At 68.1% G+C, this 15610-nt stretch carries 18 protein-coding genes and 2 pseudogenes; 10 read left to right on the top strand and 10 right to left on the bottom strand.

Going from position 1 to position 15610, the window contains the following annotated elements:
- The first annotated feature begins 77 nt into the window (after window positions 1-77).
- The 4 genes from trpC (at window position 78) to ASG52_RS13740 (ending at window position 2927) form a co-directional block, all read left to right on the top strand.
- A complete protein-coding gene (gene trpC / locus ASG52_RS13755; protein ID WP_056243969.1) occupies window positions 78-926 on the top strand; it encodes an indole-3-glycerol phosphate synthase TrpC in 849 nt (282 codons plus the stop codon).
- Entirely contained in the window at window positions 923-1414 is a 492-nt protein-coding gene (gene moaC / locus ASG52_RS13750) for a cyclic pyranopterin monophosphate synthase MoaC (RefSeq protein WP_056243968.1), read from the top strand. Before trpC ends, moaC begins: the two co-directional genes overlap by 4 nt.
- Window positions 1411-2637: a molybdopterin molybdotransferase MoeA gene (locus ASG52_RS13745; protein ID WP_056243965.1), complete on the top strand. Its 1227-nt coding sequence runs from the start codon at window positions 1411-1413 to the stop codon at window positions 2635-2637. Before moaC ends, ASG52_RS13745 begins: the two co-directional genes overlap by 4 nt.
- 110 nt (window positions 2638-2747) lie before the next feature.
- Complete coding sequence (locus ASG52_RS13740; RefSeq protein WP_056243963.1) at window positions 2748-2927, top strand: hypothetical protein; 180 nt, start codon at window positions 2748-2750, stop codon at window positions 2925-2927.
- Window positions 2928-3044: 117 nt separating this feature from the next.
- Here ASG52_RS13740 and ASG52_RS13735 read toward each other — a convergent pair whose 3' ends face one another.
- The gene (locus ASG52_RS13735; protein ID WP_056243961.1) at window positions 3045-3719 is read right to left on the bottom strand and encodes a N5-glutamine methyltransferase family protein; all 675 of its coding nucleotides are present in this window, start codon (window positions 3717-3719) and stop codon (window positions 3045-3047) included.
- A 153-nt stretch (window positions 3720-3872) separates the two neighbouring features.
- Window positions 3873-4460: an ion channel gene (locus ASG52_RS13730; RefSeq protein WP_082552558.1), complete on the bottom strand. Its 588-nt coding sequence runs from the start codon at window positions 4458-4460 to the stop codon at window positions 3873-3875.
- Window positions 4461-4622: 162 nt separating this feature from the next.
- On the opposite strand from ASG52_RS13730, the gene ASG52_RS13725 reads away from it, so the two are divergent.
- The gene (locus tag ASG52_RS13725; RefSeq protein WP_056243957.1) at window positions 4623-4988 is read left to right on the top strand and encodes an SPW repeat protein; all 366 of its coding nucleotides are present in this window, start codon (window positions 4623-4625) and stop codon (window positions 4986-4988) included.
- Window positions 4985-5344 carry a cytochrome c family protein gene (locus ASG52_RS13720; protein ID WP_056243954.1) on the top strand — a complete coding sequence of 120 codons (360 nt, stop codon included), beginning with the start codon at window positions 4985-4987 and terminating at the stop codon, window positions 5342-5344. Before ASG52_RS13725 ends, ASG52_RS13720 begins: the two co-directional genes overlap by 4 nt.
- Window positions 5345-5608: 264 nt before the next feature.
- Here the strand turns inward: ASG52_RS13720 and ASG52_RS13715 are convergent, their stop codons facing one another.
- From ASG52_RS13715 to ASG52_RS13705, 4 genes and pseudogenes are all read right to left on the bottom strand, one after another.
- The gene (locus ASG52_RS13715) at window positions 5609-6478 is read right to left on the bottom strand and encodes a Crp/Fnr family transcriptional regulator (RefSeq protein WP_082552556.1); all 870 of its coding nucleotides are present in this window, start codon (window positions 6476-6478) and stop codon (window positions 5609-5611) included.
- Window positions 6479-6603: 125 nt separating this feature from the next.
- A pseudogene (locus ASG52_RS26395) lies at window positions 6604-6872 on the bottom strand (NAD(P)-dependent alcohol dehydrogenase); the annotation flags it as partial.
- A gap of 100 nt (window positions 6873-6972) precedes the next feature.
- Window positions 6973-7272: a hypothetical protein gene (locus ASG52_RS27695; protein ID WP_056243948.1), complete on the bottom strand. Its 300-nt coding sequence runs from the start codon at window positions 7270-7272 to the stop codon at window positions 6973-6975.
- A 33-nt stretch (window positions 7273-7305) separates the two neighbouring features.
- Window positions 7306-8013 carry a helix-turn-helix domain-containing protein gene (locus ASG52_RS13705; protein WP_082552555.1) on the bottom strand — a complete coding sequence of 236 codons (708 nt, stop codon included), beginning with the start codon at window positions 8011-8013 and terminating at the stop codon, window positions 7306-7308.
- 354 nt (window positions 8014-8367) lie between these two features.
- Between ASG52_RS13705 and ASG52_RS13700 the strand changes: the two genes are divergently transcribed.
- Both ASG52_RS13700 and ASG52_RS27915 read left to right on the top strand, forming a co-directional pair.
- The gene (locus ASG52_RS13700; protein WP_056243946.1) at window positions 8368-8685 is read left to right on the top strand and encodes a phasin family protein; all 318 of its coding nucleotides are present in this window, start codon (window positions 8368-8370) and stop codon (window positions 8683-8685) included.
- Window positions 8686-8718: 33 nt separating this feature from the next.
- Complete coding sequence (locus ASG52_RS27915; RefSeq protein WP_200945608.1) at window positions 8719-9150, top strand: hypothetical protein; 432 nt, start codon at window positions 8719-8721, stop codon at window positions 9148-9150.
- Window positions 9151-9164: 14 nt separating this feature from the next.
- On the opposite strand, the gene ASG52_RS13690 is transcribed toward ASG52_RS27915, so the two are convergent.
- The 3 genes from ASG52_RS13690 to ASG52_RS13680 form a co-directional block, all read right to left on the bottom strand.
- On the bottom strand, window positions 9165-9572 hold the full coding sequence (locus tag ASG52_RS13690) for a response regulator transcription factor (protein WP_082552554.1): 408 nt from the start codon (window positions 9570-9572) through the stop codon (window positions 9165-9167).
- A gap of 163 nt (window positions 9573-9735) precedes the next feature.
- Complete coding sequence (gene fixJ / locus ASG52_RS13685; protein ID WP_056243943.1) at window positions 9736-10341, bottom strand: response regulator FixJ; 606 nt, start codon at window positions 10339-10341, stop codon at window positions 9736-9738.
- Window positions 10331-11911, bottom strand: a complete 1581-nt coding sequence (locus ASG52_RS13680) for a PAS domain-containing sensor histidine kinase (protein ID WP_082552553.1) — start codon at window positions 11909-11911, stop codon at window positions 10331-10333. The genes fixJ and ASG52_RS13680 overlap by 11 nt, the downstream gene beginning before the upstream one ends.
- 365 nt (window positions 11912-12276) lie before the next feature.
- Here ASG52_RS13680 and ASG52_RS13675 point away from each other — a divergent pair, with 365 nt between their 5' ends.
- Window positions 12277-13125 carry a universal stress protein gene (locus tag ASG52_RS13675; protein WP_056243942.1) on the top strand — a complete coding sequence of 283 codons (849 nt, stop codon included), beginning with the start codon at window positions 12277-12279 and terminating at the stop codon, window positions 13123-13125.
- A gap of 321 nt (window positions 13126-13446) precedes the next feature.
- Window positions 13447-14413: pseudogene (locus ASG52_RS13670) on the top strand (IS701 family transposase); the annotation flags it as partial.
- Window positions 14414-14654: 241 nt separating this feature from the next.
- On the opposite strand, the gene panC reads toward ASG52_RS13670, so the two are convergent.
- Window positions 14655-15512 (bottom strand): pantoate--beta-alanine ligase, encoded by an 858-nt coding sequence (gene panC / locus ASG52_RS13665; protein ID WP_056243938.1) that lies wholly within the window; start codon window positions 15510-15512, stop codon window positions 14655-14657.
- Between the last annotated feature and the right edge of the window lie 98 nt (window positions 15513-15610).

The following is a 15610-nucleotide window of genomic DNA, read 5'->3' as shown; positions in this document are numbered from 1 at the left end:
GCCCGCCAGGGCTTTGAGTGCACCTCATGACATGCCCGCCGACGGGCCTTTTCATGAGAGACACGAAGGACAGACCGATGGACGACATCGTAGCCGACGTGATCGCGGCCCCCCCGGCACCGGAGCGCGCCAGCGTGCTCGCCCGGATCGAGGCCTACAAGCGCCGCGAAATTTCGGAAGCGAAGCTGCGTCTGCCGTTCGCCAAGCTGGAAAAGCTCGTCGCCAAGGCCGACGCCCCCCGCGGCTTCGCCGCGGCCATCGAGGCGCATATCGCGCAAGATCGCCCGGCGTTGATTGCCGAGATCAAGAAGGCCTCGCCCTCCAAAGGGCTGATCCGCGCCGACTTCGACCCCGCGACGCTGGCCAAGGCGTATGCAGCGGGCGGTGCGACCTGCCTCTCGGTGCTGACCGACACCCCGTCCTTCCAGGGCGCCCCGGAATTCCTCGTCCAGGCCCGCGCCGCCTGCGACCTGCCGGTGCTACGCAAGGATTTCCTGTTCGAACCGTATCAGGTGTTCGAGGCCCGCGCCTGGGGCGCCGACTGCATCCTCGTCATCATGGCCTGCCTCGACGACACCGAGGCTAGAGACCTCACCGAGACCGCCCACGATCTCGGCATGGACGTGCTGATCGAGGTCCACGACGCGGAGGAGCTGGAGCGCGCGATTCCCCTCGGCACGCGGCTCGTCGGCGTCAACAACCGCAACCTCAAGACCTTCGACGTCTCGTTCGAGACGGCGATCGACCTGAAGCCCGGCATCCCGGCGGACCGGATCGCGGTAGCCGAGAGCGGCATCGGCAGCCACGCCGACGTACGGCGGCTGCGCGAGCACGGTCTCGACACGATCCTGGTCGGCGAGAGCCTGATGCGGAAGGCCGACGTCACCGCGGCGACCCGCGCCCTGCTTTTCGGAGACACGGTTTGAGCGAGGGCCGCCTCACCCATATCGACGCGTCCGGCGCGGCCAACATGGTCGATGTCTCGGACAAGACTGCCACCTCGCGCACGGCGGTGGCCGAGGGCGCCGTGGTGATGCGGCCGGAGACGCTGGCGCTGATCCAAGAGGGCGACGCCAAGAAGGGCGACGTGATCGGCACCGCGCGCCTCGCCGGCATCATGGCGGCCAAGCGCACCCACGAGCTGATCCCGCTCTGCCACCCGCTGCTGCTCACCAAGGTGAAGATCGCCTGCGAGCCGGACGACGCGCTCCCCGGTCTGCGCCTGACCGCGGAGGTGCGGGTGCAGGGCCAGACCGGCGTCGAGATGGAGGCGCTGACCGCCGTGTCGGTCGCCTGCCTCACGGTCTACGACATGGTGAAGGCCGCCGACCGGGGCATGCGGATCGAGGGGATTCGCCTGCTGTCGAAGGAAGGCGGCAAGTCGGGCCTCTGGCGCGCGGAGGACGAGGTGTGAGCCTCCTCCCCGTCGCGGACGCCCTCGCAAAAATCCTCGCCGCCATCCCCGGCCCGGTCGAGTCCGAATCCATCCCCATTGCCCAGGCCGCCGGCCGCACCCTTGCGGCCGACATCACGGCGTCGCGCACTCAGCCACCCTTCCCGGCCTCCGCCATGGACGGCTACGCCGTGCGCGCCGCCGACGTGGCGAGCGTCCCGGCAACCCTGCGGCTGGTCGGCACCAGCGCCGCCGGGCACGGCTACTCCCAAACGATCGGGCCGGGCGAGGCGGTGCGCATCTTCACCGGCGCGCCGGTGCCGGAGGGCGCCGACGCCATCCTGATCCAGGAGAACGCCGACGCTGACGGTCACACCGTCACCGCCCGCGAGCCCGTCGCCGCCGGCCGGTTCCTGCGCCGGGCCGGGCTCGATTTTTCCGAGGGCGCGACGCTGCTGCAAGCGGGCGAAACCCTCGATGCCCGCCGCCTCGCGCTGGCCTCGGCCGCGGGCCATGCGGTGCTGCCCCTGCGGCGGCGCCCGCGGGTCGCCGTCATCGCCACCGGCGACGAGCTGGTGCGGCCGGGCGAGACGCCGGCCTGGGACCAGATCGTCGCCTCCAACGGATTGGCGCTCTCGGCGCTCGCGACGGAGGCCGGGGCCGAGGCGATCGATCTCGGCATCGTCGCCGACGACCTCGGGTCCTTACGCGACGCGATCACCCGCGCCCGCGCGGCCAAGGCCGACCTCGTCGTGACGCTTGGCGGCGCCTCGGTCGGCGATCACGACCTCGTCCAGGCGGCGCTCCGCGAGGAAGGGCTGGAGCTCGGCTTCTGGCGGGTGGCATTGCGCCCCGGCAAACCGCTGATGTTCGGGCGGCTCGGGGCCATGACGGTGATCGGGTTACCGGGCAATCCGGTCTCCTCGATCGTCTGCGGCCTGCTGTTCGTGGTGCCGGCGATCCGGGCGCTCCTCGGCGACCCGCGCGCCGGAGAGGATCGTAGCGAGCCGGCCCTGCTCGGCCGCGACATGCCGGAGAACGACCAGCGCCAGGACTATCTGCGCGCCCGCCTCGACACGGCCCCCGACCGCCTGCCGGTCGCCCACCCCGAGACCCGGCAGGATTCCTCCATGCTCTCGGTCTTGGGTTCGAGCGAGGCGCTTCTCGTGCGCGCGCCGCACGCCCCCGCGGCCAAGGCGGGCGATCCCTGCCGCATCATCCGCCTCGACCGCCGCATCGTCTGACGCCGACCCTCGCCGCTTCGGTGGTCGGATGTGTCTCAGATCGGCGGCTGCGCCCCGAGAACGATGGTTCGCCTCTCAGCCGCGCCGAGCCGGGAGAGGGGAATGCGTTCATGAAGGGGACGATCTGCGCCGTCGCGTTCGGCTTCGCCGCCACCGCCGCGCTCGCCCAGGATGGCGCAACGACGATCGCCAGCGAGGGGGCGGCCAGCATCCTGGCGCCGAAGAGCCGCTCGCGCATTCAGACCATGCCCGCACAACGCAAAAACCGCCGCATCCTGCCGTTCTGCTAGGCGCTCCAAGTCGCCAAGACACTCTCCAGGGAAATCAGATTATCTTCTCGACCGTTATGACAAATAACTTCATAAAATTCCAAATTTTATGAAGTGCGATCGCGCTGTATGTTCAACTCAACAGCTTCGCTGTGCTACGGCAACACGCGGCACGCCGCATTCGTTGAGCTTGTGATGAGGTTCATAATAGCCGCCAGCCCTACGGAACAGAGCATCGATCTGCTTTTCCTGCCGCTCGCCGTATTCCAGCGCGATCCATCCGCCGGGCCGTAGGTAGCGCAGTGCCGCGCCGATCACCTGCTGATGGATCGTGAAGCCGTAGAGCCCCCCGTCGAACGCTTCGCGCGGCTCCTTTCGCACGAGATCGGCCTTGTTGCCGTCGAGCCGGAAGGTCGGAATATAGGGAGGGTTGCACATCACGAGATCGACGCTCCGGTCGAACTCCTCGATCGGCAGAGGGCCGAAAAGATCGCCTTGACGAACCTGCACCCTGTTCGAGAGGCCGAGGCGATCGACGTTGCGCCATGCTGCGGACACGCAAGCCGAGGTCAGATCGCAGGCCCAGATGGTCGCCGAATTGAATGCCGTCGCAACGGCGCAAGCGAGGTTTCCGGAGCCGCAGCACATGTCGATGACCCGGTGAGGTCCGGGACGTTCGCTCAGAATGTCGACGGCGCTGCGACCCAGAAGTTCGGTTTCCTCGCGGGGAGCCAGAACATCGGCGGGGTGTTCGATCTCGATACCCATGAACCGACTGATTTGGGCGGTGCCCTCATACTGATTCTGCGACACCCGCCGATCCTCCGAGCTACTCCTGGCCAAATCGGATTGCTCCGCACGTCCCCGGCTTCATCCCGATTCATCCAAGGATGCACGCGACTTGTCTCGCGTTTCTGAAAAGGTGAATTGATCTATCGCAAAATCTTGACGCGTCGGGATCGCGGCTTACGACCGAAGCGTGGCTTGCCGGTCTCGATCGGCTCGCGGGATGGACTGGAGGACGGAAAGCTCGTGTTCAGGCGCCGGCGGCTGGAGGTGTCGTCGGTTTACCGCCGGCGCTTCGGCGGCAGCGTGCCGGGACAAAGTCGCACGATGAGCGTGCGTCTTGCCGTGGAGAGGCCAGTATTGCTCCATGGCGAGATAGGTGAAGGACGCGGACCATCCGATCAGGAGGAGACCGTTCAGCGCCTCGACGCCGGTCAGCAGACGGGCGTGGCCGACGGGCACGTGATCGCCGTAGCCGAGCGGGGAGTAGGCGACCACGGAGACGAACAGGCAATCCTCGAAGGTCTCGATCGGTACACCCGAGAACGCTCCCAGGCCGAAACGGAGGACGAGCAGCCAGTAGGCACCCGCATACACCCAGACCGCCGCCGTATGGCCGGCAAAGGCCGCCAGAACCACCGCGATGATGCGCCAGCGCGGCCGCAGCGGCAGGTCCGCCAGATGCTCGGAGGTCAGCCGCAGGGTTTCGTAGAGCACCAGGATGGTGACGACGACGAGGGCGACGCTGGCGGACAGGACGATGAGCATGGCTCGGCTCGGAATGCGCAGCGGCGGCGCCGACCCGGACAGTGGACGCGTTTCGCCCGTCCCCCGTCTTGACGGAGATCAAGGCCGGCGGGCCGAGCGCACCGGAGGATGCGCTCGGTCTCGACGCGGCACCGGCCGCGTGGAGAGGATCGGAGCCACGCCATGGATCGCTTGCAGCACGCCTCGACGCGGTGGCAGACGCGTGAACTCGTCATCGGAACGGTGCAGTATGCGACCGGCACCCTCCTCATCGCGATCGCGTGGGTCCTGATCGCCGCCGACCAGGATCGCGCGGCCGCCTCGGCGCTCATGCCGGGCCTGCTGATCCTGGTCCTCACCGACCTCAACCTGATCGGTTTCCGCGCCGCATTCGAGCGGATGGTCGCCGGCCTCGGACTCTGGACGCTGCTGTCGCCCTGGGCGCTGGGGTTCTCGACCAACCTCGCGGCGGCGTGGGCGCATGTCGCGCTCGGCGGCGTGGCCCTGGTCTGTGCAGCGGTCTGGCTGCGACAGGCGAGGACGCCATGACCAAGACGCTTGCGCCTCTCGTCGGCGCCGTGATCGTCGCCTGCCTGCTCGTGACGTTCGGAGGAAGCGAAAAAGCCGGCGCCGTCGGGGATTCACATGTAAACCACCGCGAGCGCGGCCGGACCTTGGCCGTGCAGCTCTGTGCCGAGTGCCACGTCGTCGGCGGGCAGCCGCACGCGGGCGGCTTCGTCGGTCCGTCCTTCGTCGGCATCGCCAACATGCCGTCCACGACCGGCACCGCCCTCACTGTGTTCCTGCAGAGCCATCATCAGCGAATGCCGAGCCTTCGGCTCGACCGGAACGAGGCGGACGCGGTCATCGACGACATCCTCAGCCTGAAGGAGGCGCCGCCGTGACGACGCCCTCCGTCGGCGACACCGCACCGAGGCTCCCCCATCCCGGCCAACCCGAGCCGAGCTTTCCCCCGCCCTCCCCGGCGCGCCCGCATTGGCCCGGGGAATCGCAGTTGCCGGAACCCCTCGGCGGGCCCGAGACGGAACCCGAGGACATCCCGCCCATGGGCGAACCGATCGGCGTCCCCGGCGGGATGCTCCCGGAGATCGTGCCCCGGTCTCCCACAGGGCGTCGAACAGGTGCGGCCTGAGCGGGAGGAGACCCCTTCATCGAGCCGACGCGGGTAGGGGTTGCTCCGGTGCCGATGGCTGCCGCGTCGATCCGCTCCGGCCGCCGCGTAACAGCGAGGCGACGGCCGCTGCGTCCGTTCGCGCGGCGCGCCCGGATCGGGGTAGAGCCTTCGATCCGGGAAGGTGCAGGTACCCGGGATCGAAATCGGCCAGGGCAGCGAGGCCGGCGTGATCCTGCACCGTGACGACGCCCCGCTTCAGAGCGATGAGCCCGGAGGCTCTGAGGGCCTGCAGCACCCGGCTGACGTGCACGATCGAGATCGCGGTGATGTCGGCGATGACGGTTTGCCGGAAGTGGTTCGGCAACGTGTCCGTCCGGCCCGTGCCGACGGCGCCGATCCGCGCCAGGATTTCGCAGATCAGATGGGCGATCCGCTGGTCGGCGAGGCGTCCGGCGAGCACCAGCCACTGGCGCGTGATCTCGAGCTCGACCGAGGAATGCCACCAGAGGGCGCGCTCGGTCGCGGGGTGTGCCTCGGTCAGGGATCGAAGCGTTCGGTTCGGCAGATCGGCCACCGTGACTTCGCACAGGGCTTCCAAGGTACCCTGCGAAGCGGTCGGGATCGGCAGGCGCGAGAAGCAGAGGTCGCCGGGAAAGTACAGGGCGACGATGCGGCGGACGCCGTCGGGCAGGAACTCGTAGCGATAGGCGATGCCGCTCAGGATCAGATGTGCGCCCCTCGGATCGGTTCCGCCGACGATGTCGGTGCGGGCCTCGATCCGCCTTGCCTGCAACGGAAGCGACAGGAGCGCGTCGCACCCGCTCCCGTCGAGGATGTCCGCCTCCGCCAGCCGCCGGACGAACCATTCGCGGATTGCCTGCGCGTGTTCCTGCATGAGGACCATCCTGAGAGCACCGTTGGCGCGAGGCGCGACGGTAAGGCCGCCGCATCGGCTCGTCGTTGAGATGGATCAAAACCGATCGTCCTCCCGACCTTGCGCAAGGGACGGGGTCGGGCACGATGGTGGGCTCACGGGGTGATGGCCGCCTTGAACACGCCGTCCCGCTGTCCGGCGAAGAGATCGTAGGCCGCCTCGATCGCCTCCAGGCGGAAGCTTTGGGTCACGAGCCCGCGCAGATCGACCCGGCCAAAGGCGACGACCTCCATCAGCCAGCGCATGCGCTCCTTGCCGCCAGGGCACAGCGTCGTTCGGATGGCGTGGTCGCCGAGGCCGGCGGCGAAGGCGTCGAGCGGATCGTCAGGTCGCCGGAATAGACGCCGGGCGACGACAGGGTGCCGCGGCCTTCGTTCAGGGGATCAGCCGCATCCTCCGGATCGAACCCGTTTCGCCGGGCACGTGGCTCGTCCTCTGCGCGCTCGCACTCTCGATCGTGCCCGTCATGGAGATCGACAAGGCGTTGCGAGCACGGGGTGGCGCCCGGACGCCGGCACCGTGAGCGGGACGCGGCTGCCGATGCTGCGATAGTCCTCAACGGTGGCGGTCCCGCGGCGCCCTCCCCTGGGCCGTTCCGACGCAACCGGGCGTGCGGTCGCGCAATGCGTGACCGCGTCCACGCGCATCGCGACGGCTGCCTCAGAATAGGCGATCCGGGTCGTCAGGTCCGCCACCATGACCACCATGAGAAGAGCGGCGACATCCAGCACACCGTTCAGAGCGAAGCGGGCAACCTTGGCCATGCCGACCTCCTCCCCGGTTCGGCCGGGACCGGCTCAGAAGGCGATCAGGCGATCGAGATGCGTGCGGTGGAGGCTGAGCTGACGGCCGCTGCAGCGCAGCAACGCGCCGTCGACTTCGAGTTGGGTCATGAGGCGCGACACGGTCTCGATGGTCAGCCCGAGATAATCGGCGATGTCGCGCCGCGACATCGGCAGGACGAAGGTCCCGGTGGCGCCGAGCCGAAGGTCGAGGTCGATCAGGAAGGCGACGAGGCGCTCCATCGCCGAGCCGCGGCCGAGCAGGAGCATATGGTCTTGCGCGTCGCGCAGGCGGCGGGCGGTGAGGCTCCAGAGCTGGCAGGCGACCGTGGCGTTACAGGCGGCCATCCGCTCGATCTGCCGCCGCCGAAAGATCAACATCCGCGTGTCGGTGAGCGCCTCGGCGGCGTGCCGATGCCGATCCTGTTGCTCGAATCCGAGCAACTCGCCGGGCAGGTGGAAGCCGGTGATCTGGCGCCGTCCGTCACTGAGGATCTTGTGGGTGCGCACCGCCCCGTCGAGCAGCTTGTAGACGAACTCGGCCTCCTCGGCCTCGCCATAGATCTCCTCCTCCCGCGCGTAGGAGAAGGGCGTTCCGATCAGATCCGGGCAACCGGCGAAATACAGGCTGTCCCACGGGCTGATCGGTACGGTCCCGACGGAACCCTTCCTCGTGGACGTAGGGAATGGAATCGATCGAGCGGATATCGGTAGTGAAGACATGAGGCGACTCCCCGACCTTCGGCGACGGGAAGAACCTGGCCGTACGCCGCCGGCAACAAAATTCCGGTCGGTTCCGTAGGCTTTCCTTCTTAAGGGAAACTACGTATCGGGAGGCGAATCGAACGCCGTTCATTCCGAGTTCGAGGACATCACGGTCGCAAAATTATCGGAAACACGCTCAATATTCAGAACCAATATGAAATTCGCCAGAGTAACGGTCGAATAAGTTCCTATAATTTCTGTATATATATTGAATCTTCAGCAAAATTATTGGATTTGACTTAAATCAAGGCCGCCGCAGTGTCTCTGGACATCTTGCTCGCTCGACAAGATCGGAGCGATGGAGGTTATTCCATGAATGCGAAACACCCGATGCAGATCCATGTCCAGGCGCCGTCCGGCGCAGCCGAGGCGCTGGGAACCGGCTTGACGACGTGGCACGCCCTCGCCGTCGAACTTCCGCTGCGGCTGACCGCCGAGACCATGCGCTTCGCGAGCCGTCGTCTGCAGGCCCAGGCCGAGCATATGTCGGCCCTGACCCGCTGCGGCTCGCTCATGGGTCTCGTCGAGCTTCAGACCGCATTCGTGACCAAGGGCGTGTCCGACGACCGCCAAGAGGCGACGACCCTGTCCCACGATGTGCAGGAGACGGCCTTCGCCAAGGCCGCCTGAAGCCGGCTCCCGCTGGAGCACGATGCGAAAAAAGTGGAAGCCGGTTTTCCGAAATCATCGTGCGGCTACAAAGAGCTAGAGCGTGCGGCGGCGGCCGTGATCGAACCGAGCCGACGCCGCCCGATCATCCGATCCGACACCCGCAAGAAGAGTCCGATGGCATTCATCCGGTCTTACCGCATCTTCCAGCGACGCGCCGAGCCGGGACTATGCTGTGCCGTGCCCCAGGCCATGCCGATCCCGTACTTCGTCCGGCCGGACGCATGGAGTTTCGGCCGCACGCTCAGCGAGGACGGGAACCTGCCGGTGGGCTTCCAGCCCATGCTAGCGCGCGAAGCCTCGGCCGCGTTCGGCTACTATCTCTTCCATGATCCCTGCGAGACCCCGGCACCGCGCCGTCGCCGCCTCGGCGGACACGCGGGCAATTTCCTGGATCACGGCGAGCGCATGCGCCTGAGAGCCTGACGGAACGCGGTCGCCTACGGTTCTCCCTGGGGCGGTCGGGGTCGAGCGAACGGCTCCCGTGCGTCGGCGCCGATGGGCAGCGTCGTCCGAAAGACCTCATAGGCGAACGGCTTCTCGATCAACGGCACGCCCGCGCCCCAGGCCGCGATGCGGATGCGCGGATCGGGGTGGCCCGTGACCAGCACGACGGGCACGCGCGCGTCGAGGTCGCGCAGGCGGCTCGCGACTTCGAGCCCATCCATCCCCGGCATGATGTGATCGATGAGCACGCAGGACGGACGAGGCACGGGATAGGCGGCCAGGAGGTCGCGACCGTTCGCGAAAGTCTCGACGCGATGGCCTTGGCTCTCGAACAGGAAGCGCGTCGAGTGCAGGACGGCGGGATCGTCGTCCACGACGTAGATGATCGAAGGGTCCGACATGCGATCCTTGGCCCAAGGCTCTCGTTGCGCGTCGCGTCTTTTCCGACGAACCGATGGCGCTTCGTCGGAATGCGCGCCGAGGCTCGGCTTCGAGCCCGTTCGTGCCGTGCATCCTGCGGGAGGGTCGCGAGGCCGGTGTTGACCTGCCTCAAGTGGTTTCGCCTCACGCGAGCCCGGCGAGCACGGCCCAGCGTACGAGTTCCTGGAGGGTCCCGGCCCGGGTCTTGGCCATGAGCTTGGCCCGGTAGATCTCGACGGTGCGCGGGCTGATGTCGAGGGTGCGGCCGATCGCCTTGCTGGTGCCGCCCGCAACCAGATGGTCGAGCACCTGCCGCTCGCGCTCGCTGAGCGTGCCGACCCGGCGCAGGAACTCCTGAAGCGTCGCGTCGGATGCCTTGTCGCCCCCGGGCCGCAGAGCCGAGCGCAGGGCGTGGAGCAAAGCTTCGGCATCGAACGGCTTCTCGATGAAGTCGGCGGCACCGAGCTTCATCGCCTCGACCGCCAGCGGCACGTCGCCGTGGCCCGTCATCATCACGACCGGTAGCTTCTGATCGGCCGAGCGCAGGCGGCGCAGCAGTTCCAGTCCGTCGATGCCGGGCATGCGGATGTCGGCGAGCACGCAGCCCGCGGCCGGCCTCGGCAGTTGCGCGAGCAGATCGGCGCCGCTCTCGTAGACCCTTGTCTCGAAGCCGGCGATGCCGATCAGGAAGGCGAGCGAATCGCGCATCGCTCCATCGTCGTCGACCACATGCACGAGATCAGCCTCCATGGCTCATCTCCCCTCGGCCCATCTCCCCTCGGCCCATCTCCCCTTCGCGCGCGGCCTGCAGGCTCAGCCGGAAGGTGGCCCCGCCCGCCGCATTGCGCTCGCCGCTCATTCGACCGCCATGCGCCTCAATGATCGTCTTGCAGATCGAGAGGCCGACCCCCATTCCGGTCTGCTTCGTCGAGAAGAAGGGCTGAAACAGCCGCTCGGCCACCGCGGGCGGGATGCCGGGCCCCGTGTCCGAGACCGCGATCTCGACCATGCCCGACGGCATCCGCCGGACTTCGACGCCGAGTTCGCGCCGGGGACGGTCCTGCATCGCCTCGCAGGCGTTGCGCATCAGGTTGACCAGCACCTGCTGCACCTGTACCCGGTCGGCCAGGACGGACTCGGCCCGTGGATCGAGCCGGACGCAGATCGCGATCCCCTGCTCGCGCGCGCCGACCAGCGCCAGCGCGCTCGCTTCCTCGATCAGCTTGGCGACCGGCTCGACCCGCTTCTCCGTCTCGCCGCGGGCGACGAAGGCGCGTAGGCGCCGGATGATCTCTCCGGCCCGCAACGCCTGTTCGGATGTCTTATCGAGAACCTCCAGGGCCTGGGCGACGCCGTCGGGGCCGCGCTCGGCCAGCAGGCGGTGACAGCCCCTGGCGTAGTTGGTGATCGCCCCGAGCGGCTGGTTCAATTCGTGCGCCAGGGTCGCGGCCATCGCCCCCATCGCACTGAGGCGGGAGACGTGGAACAGCTCGGACTGGAGTTCCTGCAGCCGCGCCAGCGTCCGCTCGCGCTCGGTCAGGTCGTTGACGAAGCCGGTGAAGAACACCTGCTCGCCCGAGCGCATCTCGCCGATCTTGAGCTCCATGGGGAAGACGGTGCCGTCCTGCCTGCACCCGGCGACGACGCGGGTGGTGCCGATGATCCGGTGCTTTCCGGTCCGGCGGTAGCGATCGAGATAGGCGTCGTGCTCCGCCCGCATCGGCTCGGGCATCAGGATGCGGACGTTCCGCCCGACCGCCTCGGCGGCCGGATAGCCGAACAGCCGCTCGGCCGCCGTGCTGAACGAGTGAATGGTGCCACCCTCGTCGATGACCACCATGGCCTCCGGCACGGTGTCGAGGATCGATCGCAGATGCGCTTCGCGGGCGCGCAGGTCGGACTCGACCCGCTTCTGATCGTCGATGCTGAGGACGACGCCGCGGTGGCGGGCGGGCCGCCCCGCCGCGTCGAGCTGCACCTGGCCGTGCGAGCGCAGCCATCGGAACTGTCCGTCCGGTCGCCGAACGCGGTAGTCGACGTCGTAGCGACCACCCTCCGCCAGGGCCCGTTCGATGGCCTCGGTACGCACCCGCCGGTCCTGCGGATGCACGCGTTCCTGGGTCGCCGCGAAAGTGCTCAGTTGCTCGGGCGGCGCGCCGAACAGCACCGCGCAGCTCGGCGAGGCGGTGATCCGCCCGGTCGGGATGTCGAGCGACCAGACGCAGACCCCGACCTCGTCGAGGATCTGCCGCAGATCCTCGACCGTCAGCGGATCGCCGTCGTTGCAGCCCGTGTCGAACCAATTCCCCGACTTCGTCATCGCCTGTCTTCCCTGCGATGTCGCGAGTCGCGGCTTGTGACGGTCGCGCCGCCGTATCGTTCAATGTTTCAAGCCGCGTCGCGGTACGAGCAAGATTTTGATGCAAATCACTTAACCGTGAACCCTAGTCCCGATTCTTGTCTTCGCACAGCTCTTGAGGTCATTCTTTTTGTGGACGCATGAACGTTATCAATTATTGATTGATTTCATTATTCATTTTACAACTGTTACGGGGATTAGCGGCACTCGAATATTGACATGCGTTAATCCTTCATGCGCCGCGGCGACCGGGATGTTCCTTGACCTGGATCAAGGCGTTTCCGAGAACCTGCCGGATGCTGCCTTCGCTCAGCCGGAGGCAGGCCATGTCAGCGAACCCATCTCCCCTCGCGGCCCTGCGCGACATCCTCGTCGGCACCACCGTGGAGGGTGAGTACGACGAGGCTTCCGCCGCCATCGGATACGGGCTCACCCTCGCCAGAGCCGCCGGCGCCCATCTGACCGTCCAGTCGGCTTCGTGGTGCCTCGCCGGCGACGACGCGTGGCTCGGCGACTTCGACGACGACGGCTTTCCCCTCATCGACCGCCGCCTCGATGCCCTCGCCCGCTCCGTCGCCGAACGAGCCACCGGCGACGCGGCGCAGGCCGGCCTCGTCTGCACGACTGAAACGCCGAGCCTGCCCTACCCGGAGGTCGTGAACCGGCTGGCGGATCGGGCGCGGCTGCACGACCTGACGATTCTGGATGCCGGGCCGCGGGGCTACGACCTCGACCGCGAGACGATCGAGAAGGCCCTGTCCGCGAGCGGGCGCCCCGTCATCGCGGTGCCACCGGGCCACGGGGCCTTCGCTGCCCGGCGGGTGATCGTCGCCTGGGACGGCAGCGCGCAGGCGGCGCGGGCCGCCAACGACGCGATGCCGTTCCTGCGCGCGGCCGAGGCGGTCGAGATCGTGTCGATCGGTGAAGAGCCGGACGCGGTCCCCGGCGCCGAGTTCGCCCCTCATTTCGCGCGGCACGGGATCGGCGTCACCGTCAACGACCTGCCGCGGCAGGGCAGCATCGCCGAGACGCTGCGCATCGAGGCCGGCCTGTTCCGGTCGGACCTGATCGTGCTCGGCGCCTACCGGCATTCCCGCGCGCGGGAGTTCTTCTTCGGCGGCGTGACGCGCTCCCTCCTGAAGCACGCGCCCGTGCCGCTGTTCCTGTCGCACTGAAGGCGTCCGCGTCATGACGATGCAAAGCCCTCCCCGGATCGACGCGGCCACGCGCAAGGCACGCGCGCGAAATCTCCGCCGTCGGCAGTTCGACCCGGTCCGGCCGCGTCTCGACGCGCCGCCGACGCTCCCACGGGAGGGGGCGGACTGTCCGGCACCGCTCGACCAGGACAAGCTCGACCAGTTGAGATCCGGTTGGACATTCCTCGAATGAATGGTCGACGCGGCCTCCGACCGTTTTCCGAGGCTCGGGCCGTATCCGGCCTCGCTGCGTCGGATCGGATACGGCCCTGAGTCGTTGTCTAGGTGTACGGTCCCAAGATGTGGTGTGACGGATCGACTCTGAAGCGTTCGGGCCCTTCGATCGAGGTGACGCTGGAGTTGTGGGCCTCGTCGCTGCGTGAGGTGAAGGGACGCTTGCGCCCGCTGTTGACGCAGGAGCGGGTCGCAGCCTCGGCGGGAGCATTCCTGGACGGATTGCTCGGCGAGGAGTGGCGCAAGACGGGTTGGATGCGGGCGGGAGCCACGGGCGATCCCGGTCCCTGGCGCCAGCAGGCCGTGCTCGGGCGCGGACGCTGGGATGCGGATGCCCTGCGCGACGTGGTGCGGGACTATGCCCTGGAGACCCTGGCCGACCCGGACGCGGTTCTTGTTATCGACGATCCTTCGACAGGCTCAGGATGAGGCCGGCTTTCTCACGCAGGGCAGAGCTTCGTGCGGCGTGCATCGCCAGTACACCGGCTCGGCGGGCAAGATCACGAACTGTCAGATCGGTGTATTCGCGGCCTACGCCGCCCGGCACGGCCATGCGTTCATCGATCGGGCCTTGTACCTGCCCAAGACCTTGACCTCGGATCCGGTTCACTTGGCCGCTGCCCACATGCCGGAGGGGACGAGCTTTTCGACGAAGCCGGGATTGGCTCTGGCGATGATCGAGCGGGCGATCGCCGCCAGCGTGCCGTTCTCATGGGTGGCGGCCGTTACAGTCTACGGGGTCGGCGATATCGAGAGGGCGCTGCGGCGCGCGGGCAAGGGCTACGTGCTCGGGGTCAAGACCGATCACCTGTTCAATTCCTGGGTCGGCAAGCCGCTGGTGGCCGGCACCGCCGAGGCGATCGCCGACGGCCTTGCTCCGTCTGCCTGGGTACGCCTGTCGGCGGGCGGGGGCACGAAGAGCGCGCGGCTGTACGACTGGGCCTACTGCGAGTTGGCCCACCTCGATGGTGCCGACTACGAGCAGGCCAGCCTGTGGACGCGCGGCCTGCTGATCCGCGGGTCGATCCAAGAGATCCGCCGCATCGCCGAGCGGCTGGCACAGCGGCGCATCCAGCCCGCCCGCGTCATCACGTGGTCGCTCTGGCGCCGGGCGCATCAGGCCGCCGCCCGGCAAGCCCACCTCGAGCGCCGTGCCGCGGAGGTCCGAAGACGCCGACGCGGTGGAGGCCACAAGAATGGGGGCAAACCTGCTCGCTCAAAAACGCAACTTTAATGCTAAGGCGGCGTGACGATCCGAAAGGCTGCCGGGTGAGTCAGCCCGGTACCACCGCCACGTTGTCGATCAGCCGCGTGCCGCCGAGATAGGCCGCCGCGATCACCCGCGCCGCGCGTTCGACCCGCGCGACGGGGCTCAGCGTGGCGGCGTCGCGGACTTCGAGATACTGCACCGGGCCGAAGCCCGCGGCTTTCAACTCCGCAATGCCCTCACCTACCAACGGCGCGGCCTCGGCGCCCGCCGCCAGCCGTTCGGCGATATGTGAGAGCACCGCGTGCAGGCGCGGCGCGGTCGCCCGCTCGGCCGGGGCGAGGTAGCGGTTGCGCGAGGACAGGGCGAGGCCGTCCGCCTCGCGCAAGGTGGGCACGCCCTCGATCAGTACGGGGAGGTCGAGGTCGCGCACGACCGAGCGGATCACCTGAAGCTGCTGGAAATCCTTCTCGCCGAACAGGGCCACGTCCGGCCCGACCTGGTTGAGGAGCTTCGTCACCACCGTCGCCACGCCCGAGAAGTGGCCGGGGCGAAAATGGCCGCACAGGCCCTCGGCCGCGGGGCCGGGCTCGATGCGGGTGGAGAAGCCCGCCGGATACATGGTCTCGACGGTGGGCAGCCAAGCCGCGTCGGCACCGGCGCCGGCCAGCAGGACGAGATCGCTCTCGGTGTCGCGCGGGTAGCGCGAAAAATCCTCGCTCGGGCCGAACTGGGTCGGATTGACGAAAATACTCACCACGGCCCGCTGACCGATCGCCCGCGCATGCGCCACGAGGGCGAGATGGCCGGCATGCAGCGCTCCCATCGTCGGCACCAGCACGATCCGCTCACCCGCCCGCCGCCACGCCGCGACCTGCGCGCGCAAGGGGTCGAGACGGTCGAAGCGGAGAAGCGTATCGGACATGGAGGGGCTCGTTGGGAGGACGAAGGCTGCACAGGTAAGCGGCCCGCGGGGCGGATGCCAGCCGCCGACGCCCGCGCGATTCGACCGCCTCACCGCGC

The organism is Methylobacterium sp. Leaf456, from assembly GCF_001425465.1.
GTDB lineage: Bacteria > Pseudomonadota > Alphaproteobacteria > Rhizobiales > Beijerinckiaceae > Methylobacterium.
Note: the sequence above shows the minus strand (reverse complement) of the source record. Positions and strands in the feature narration are given on the sequence as shown.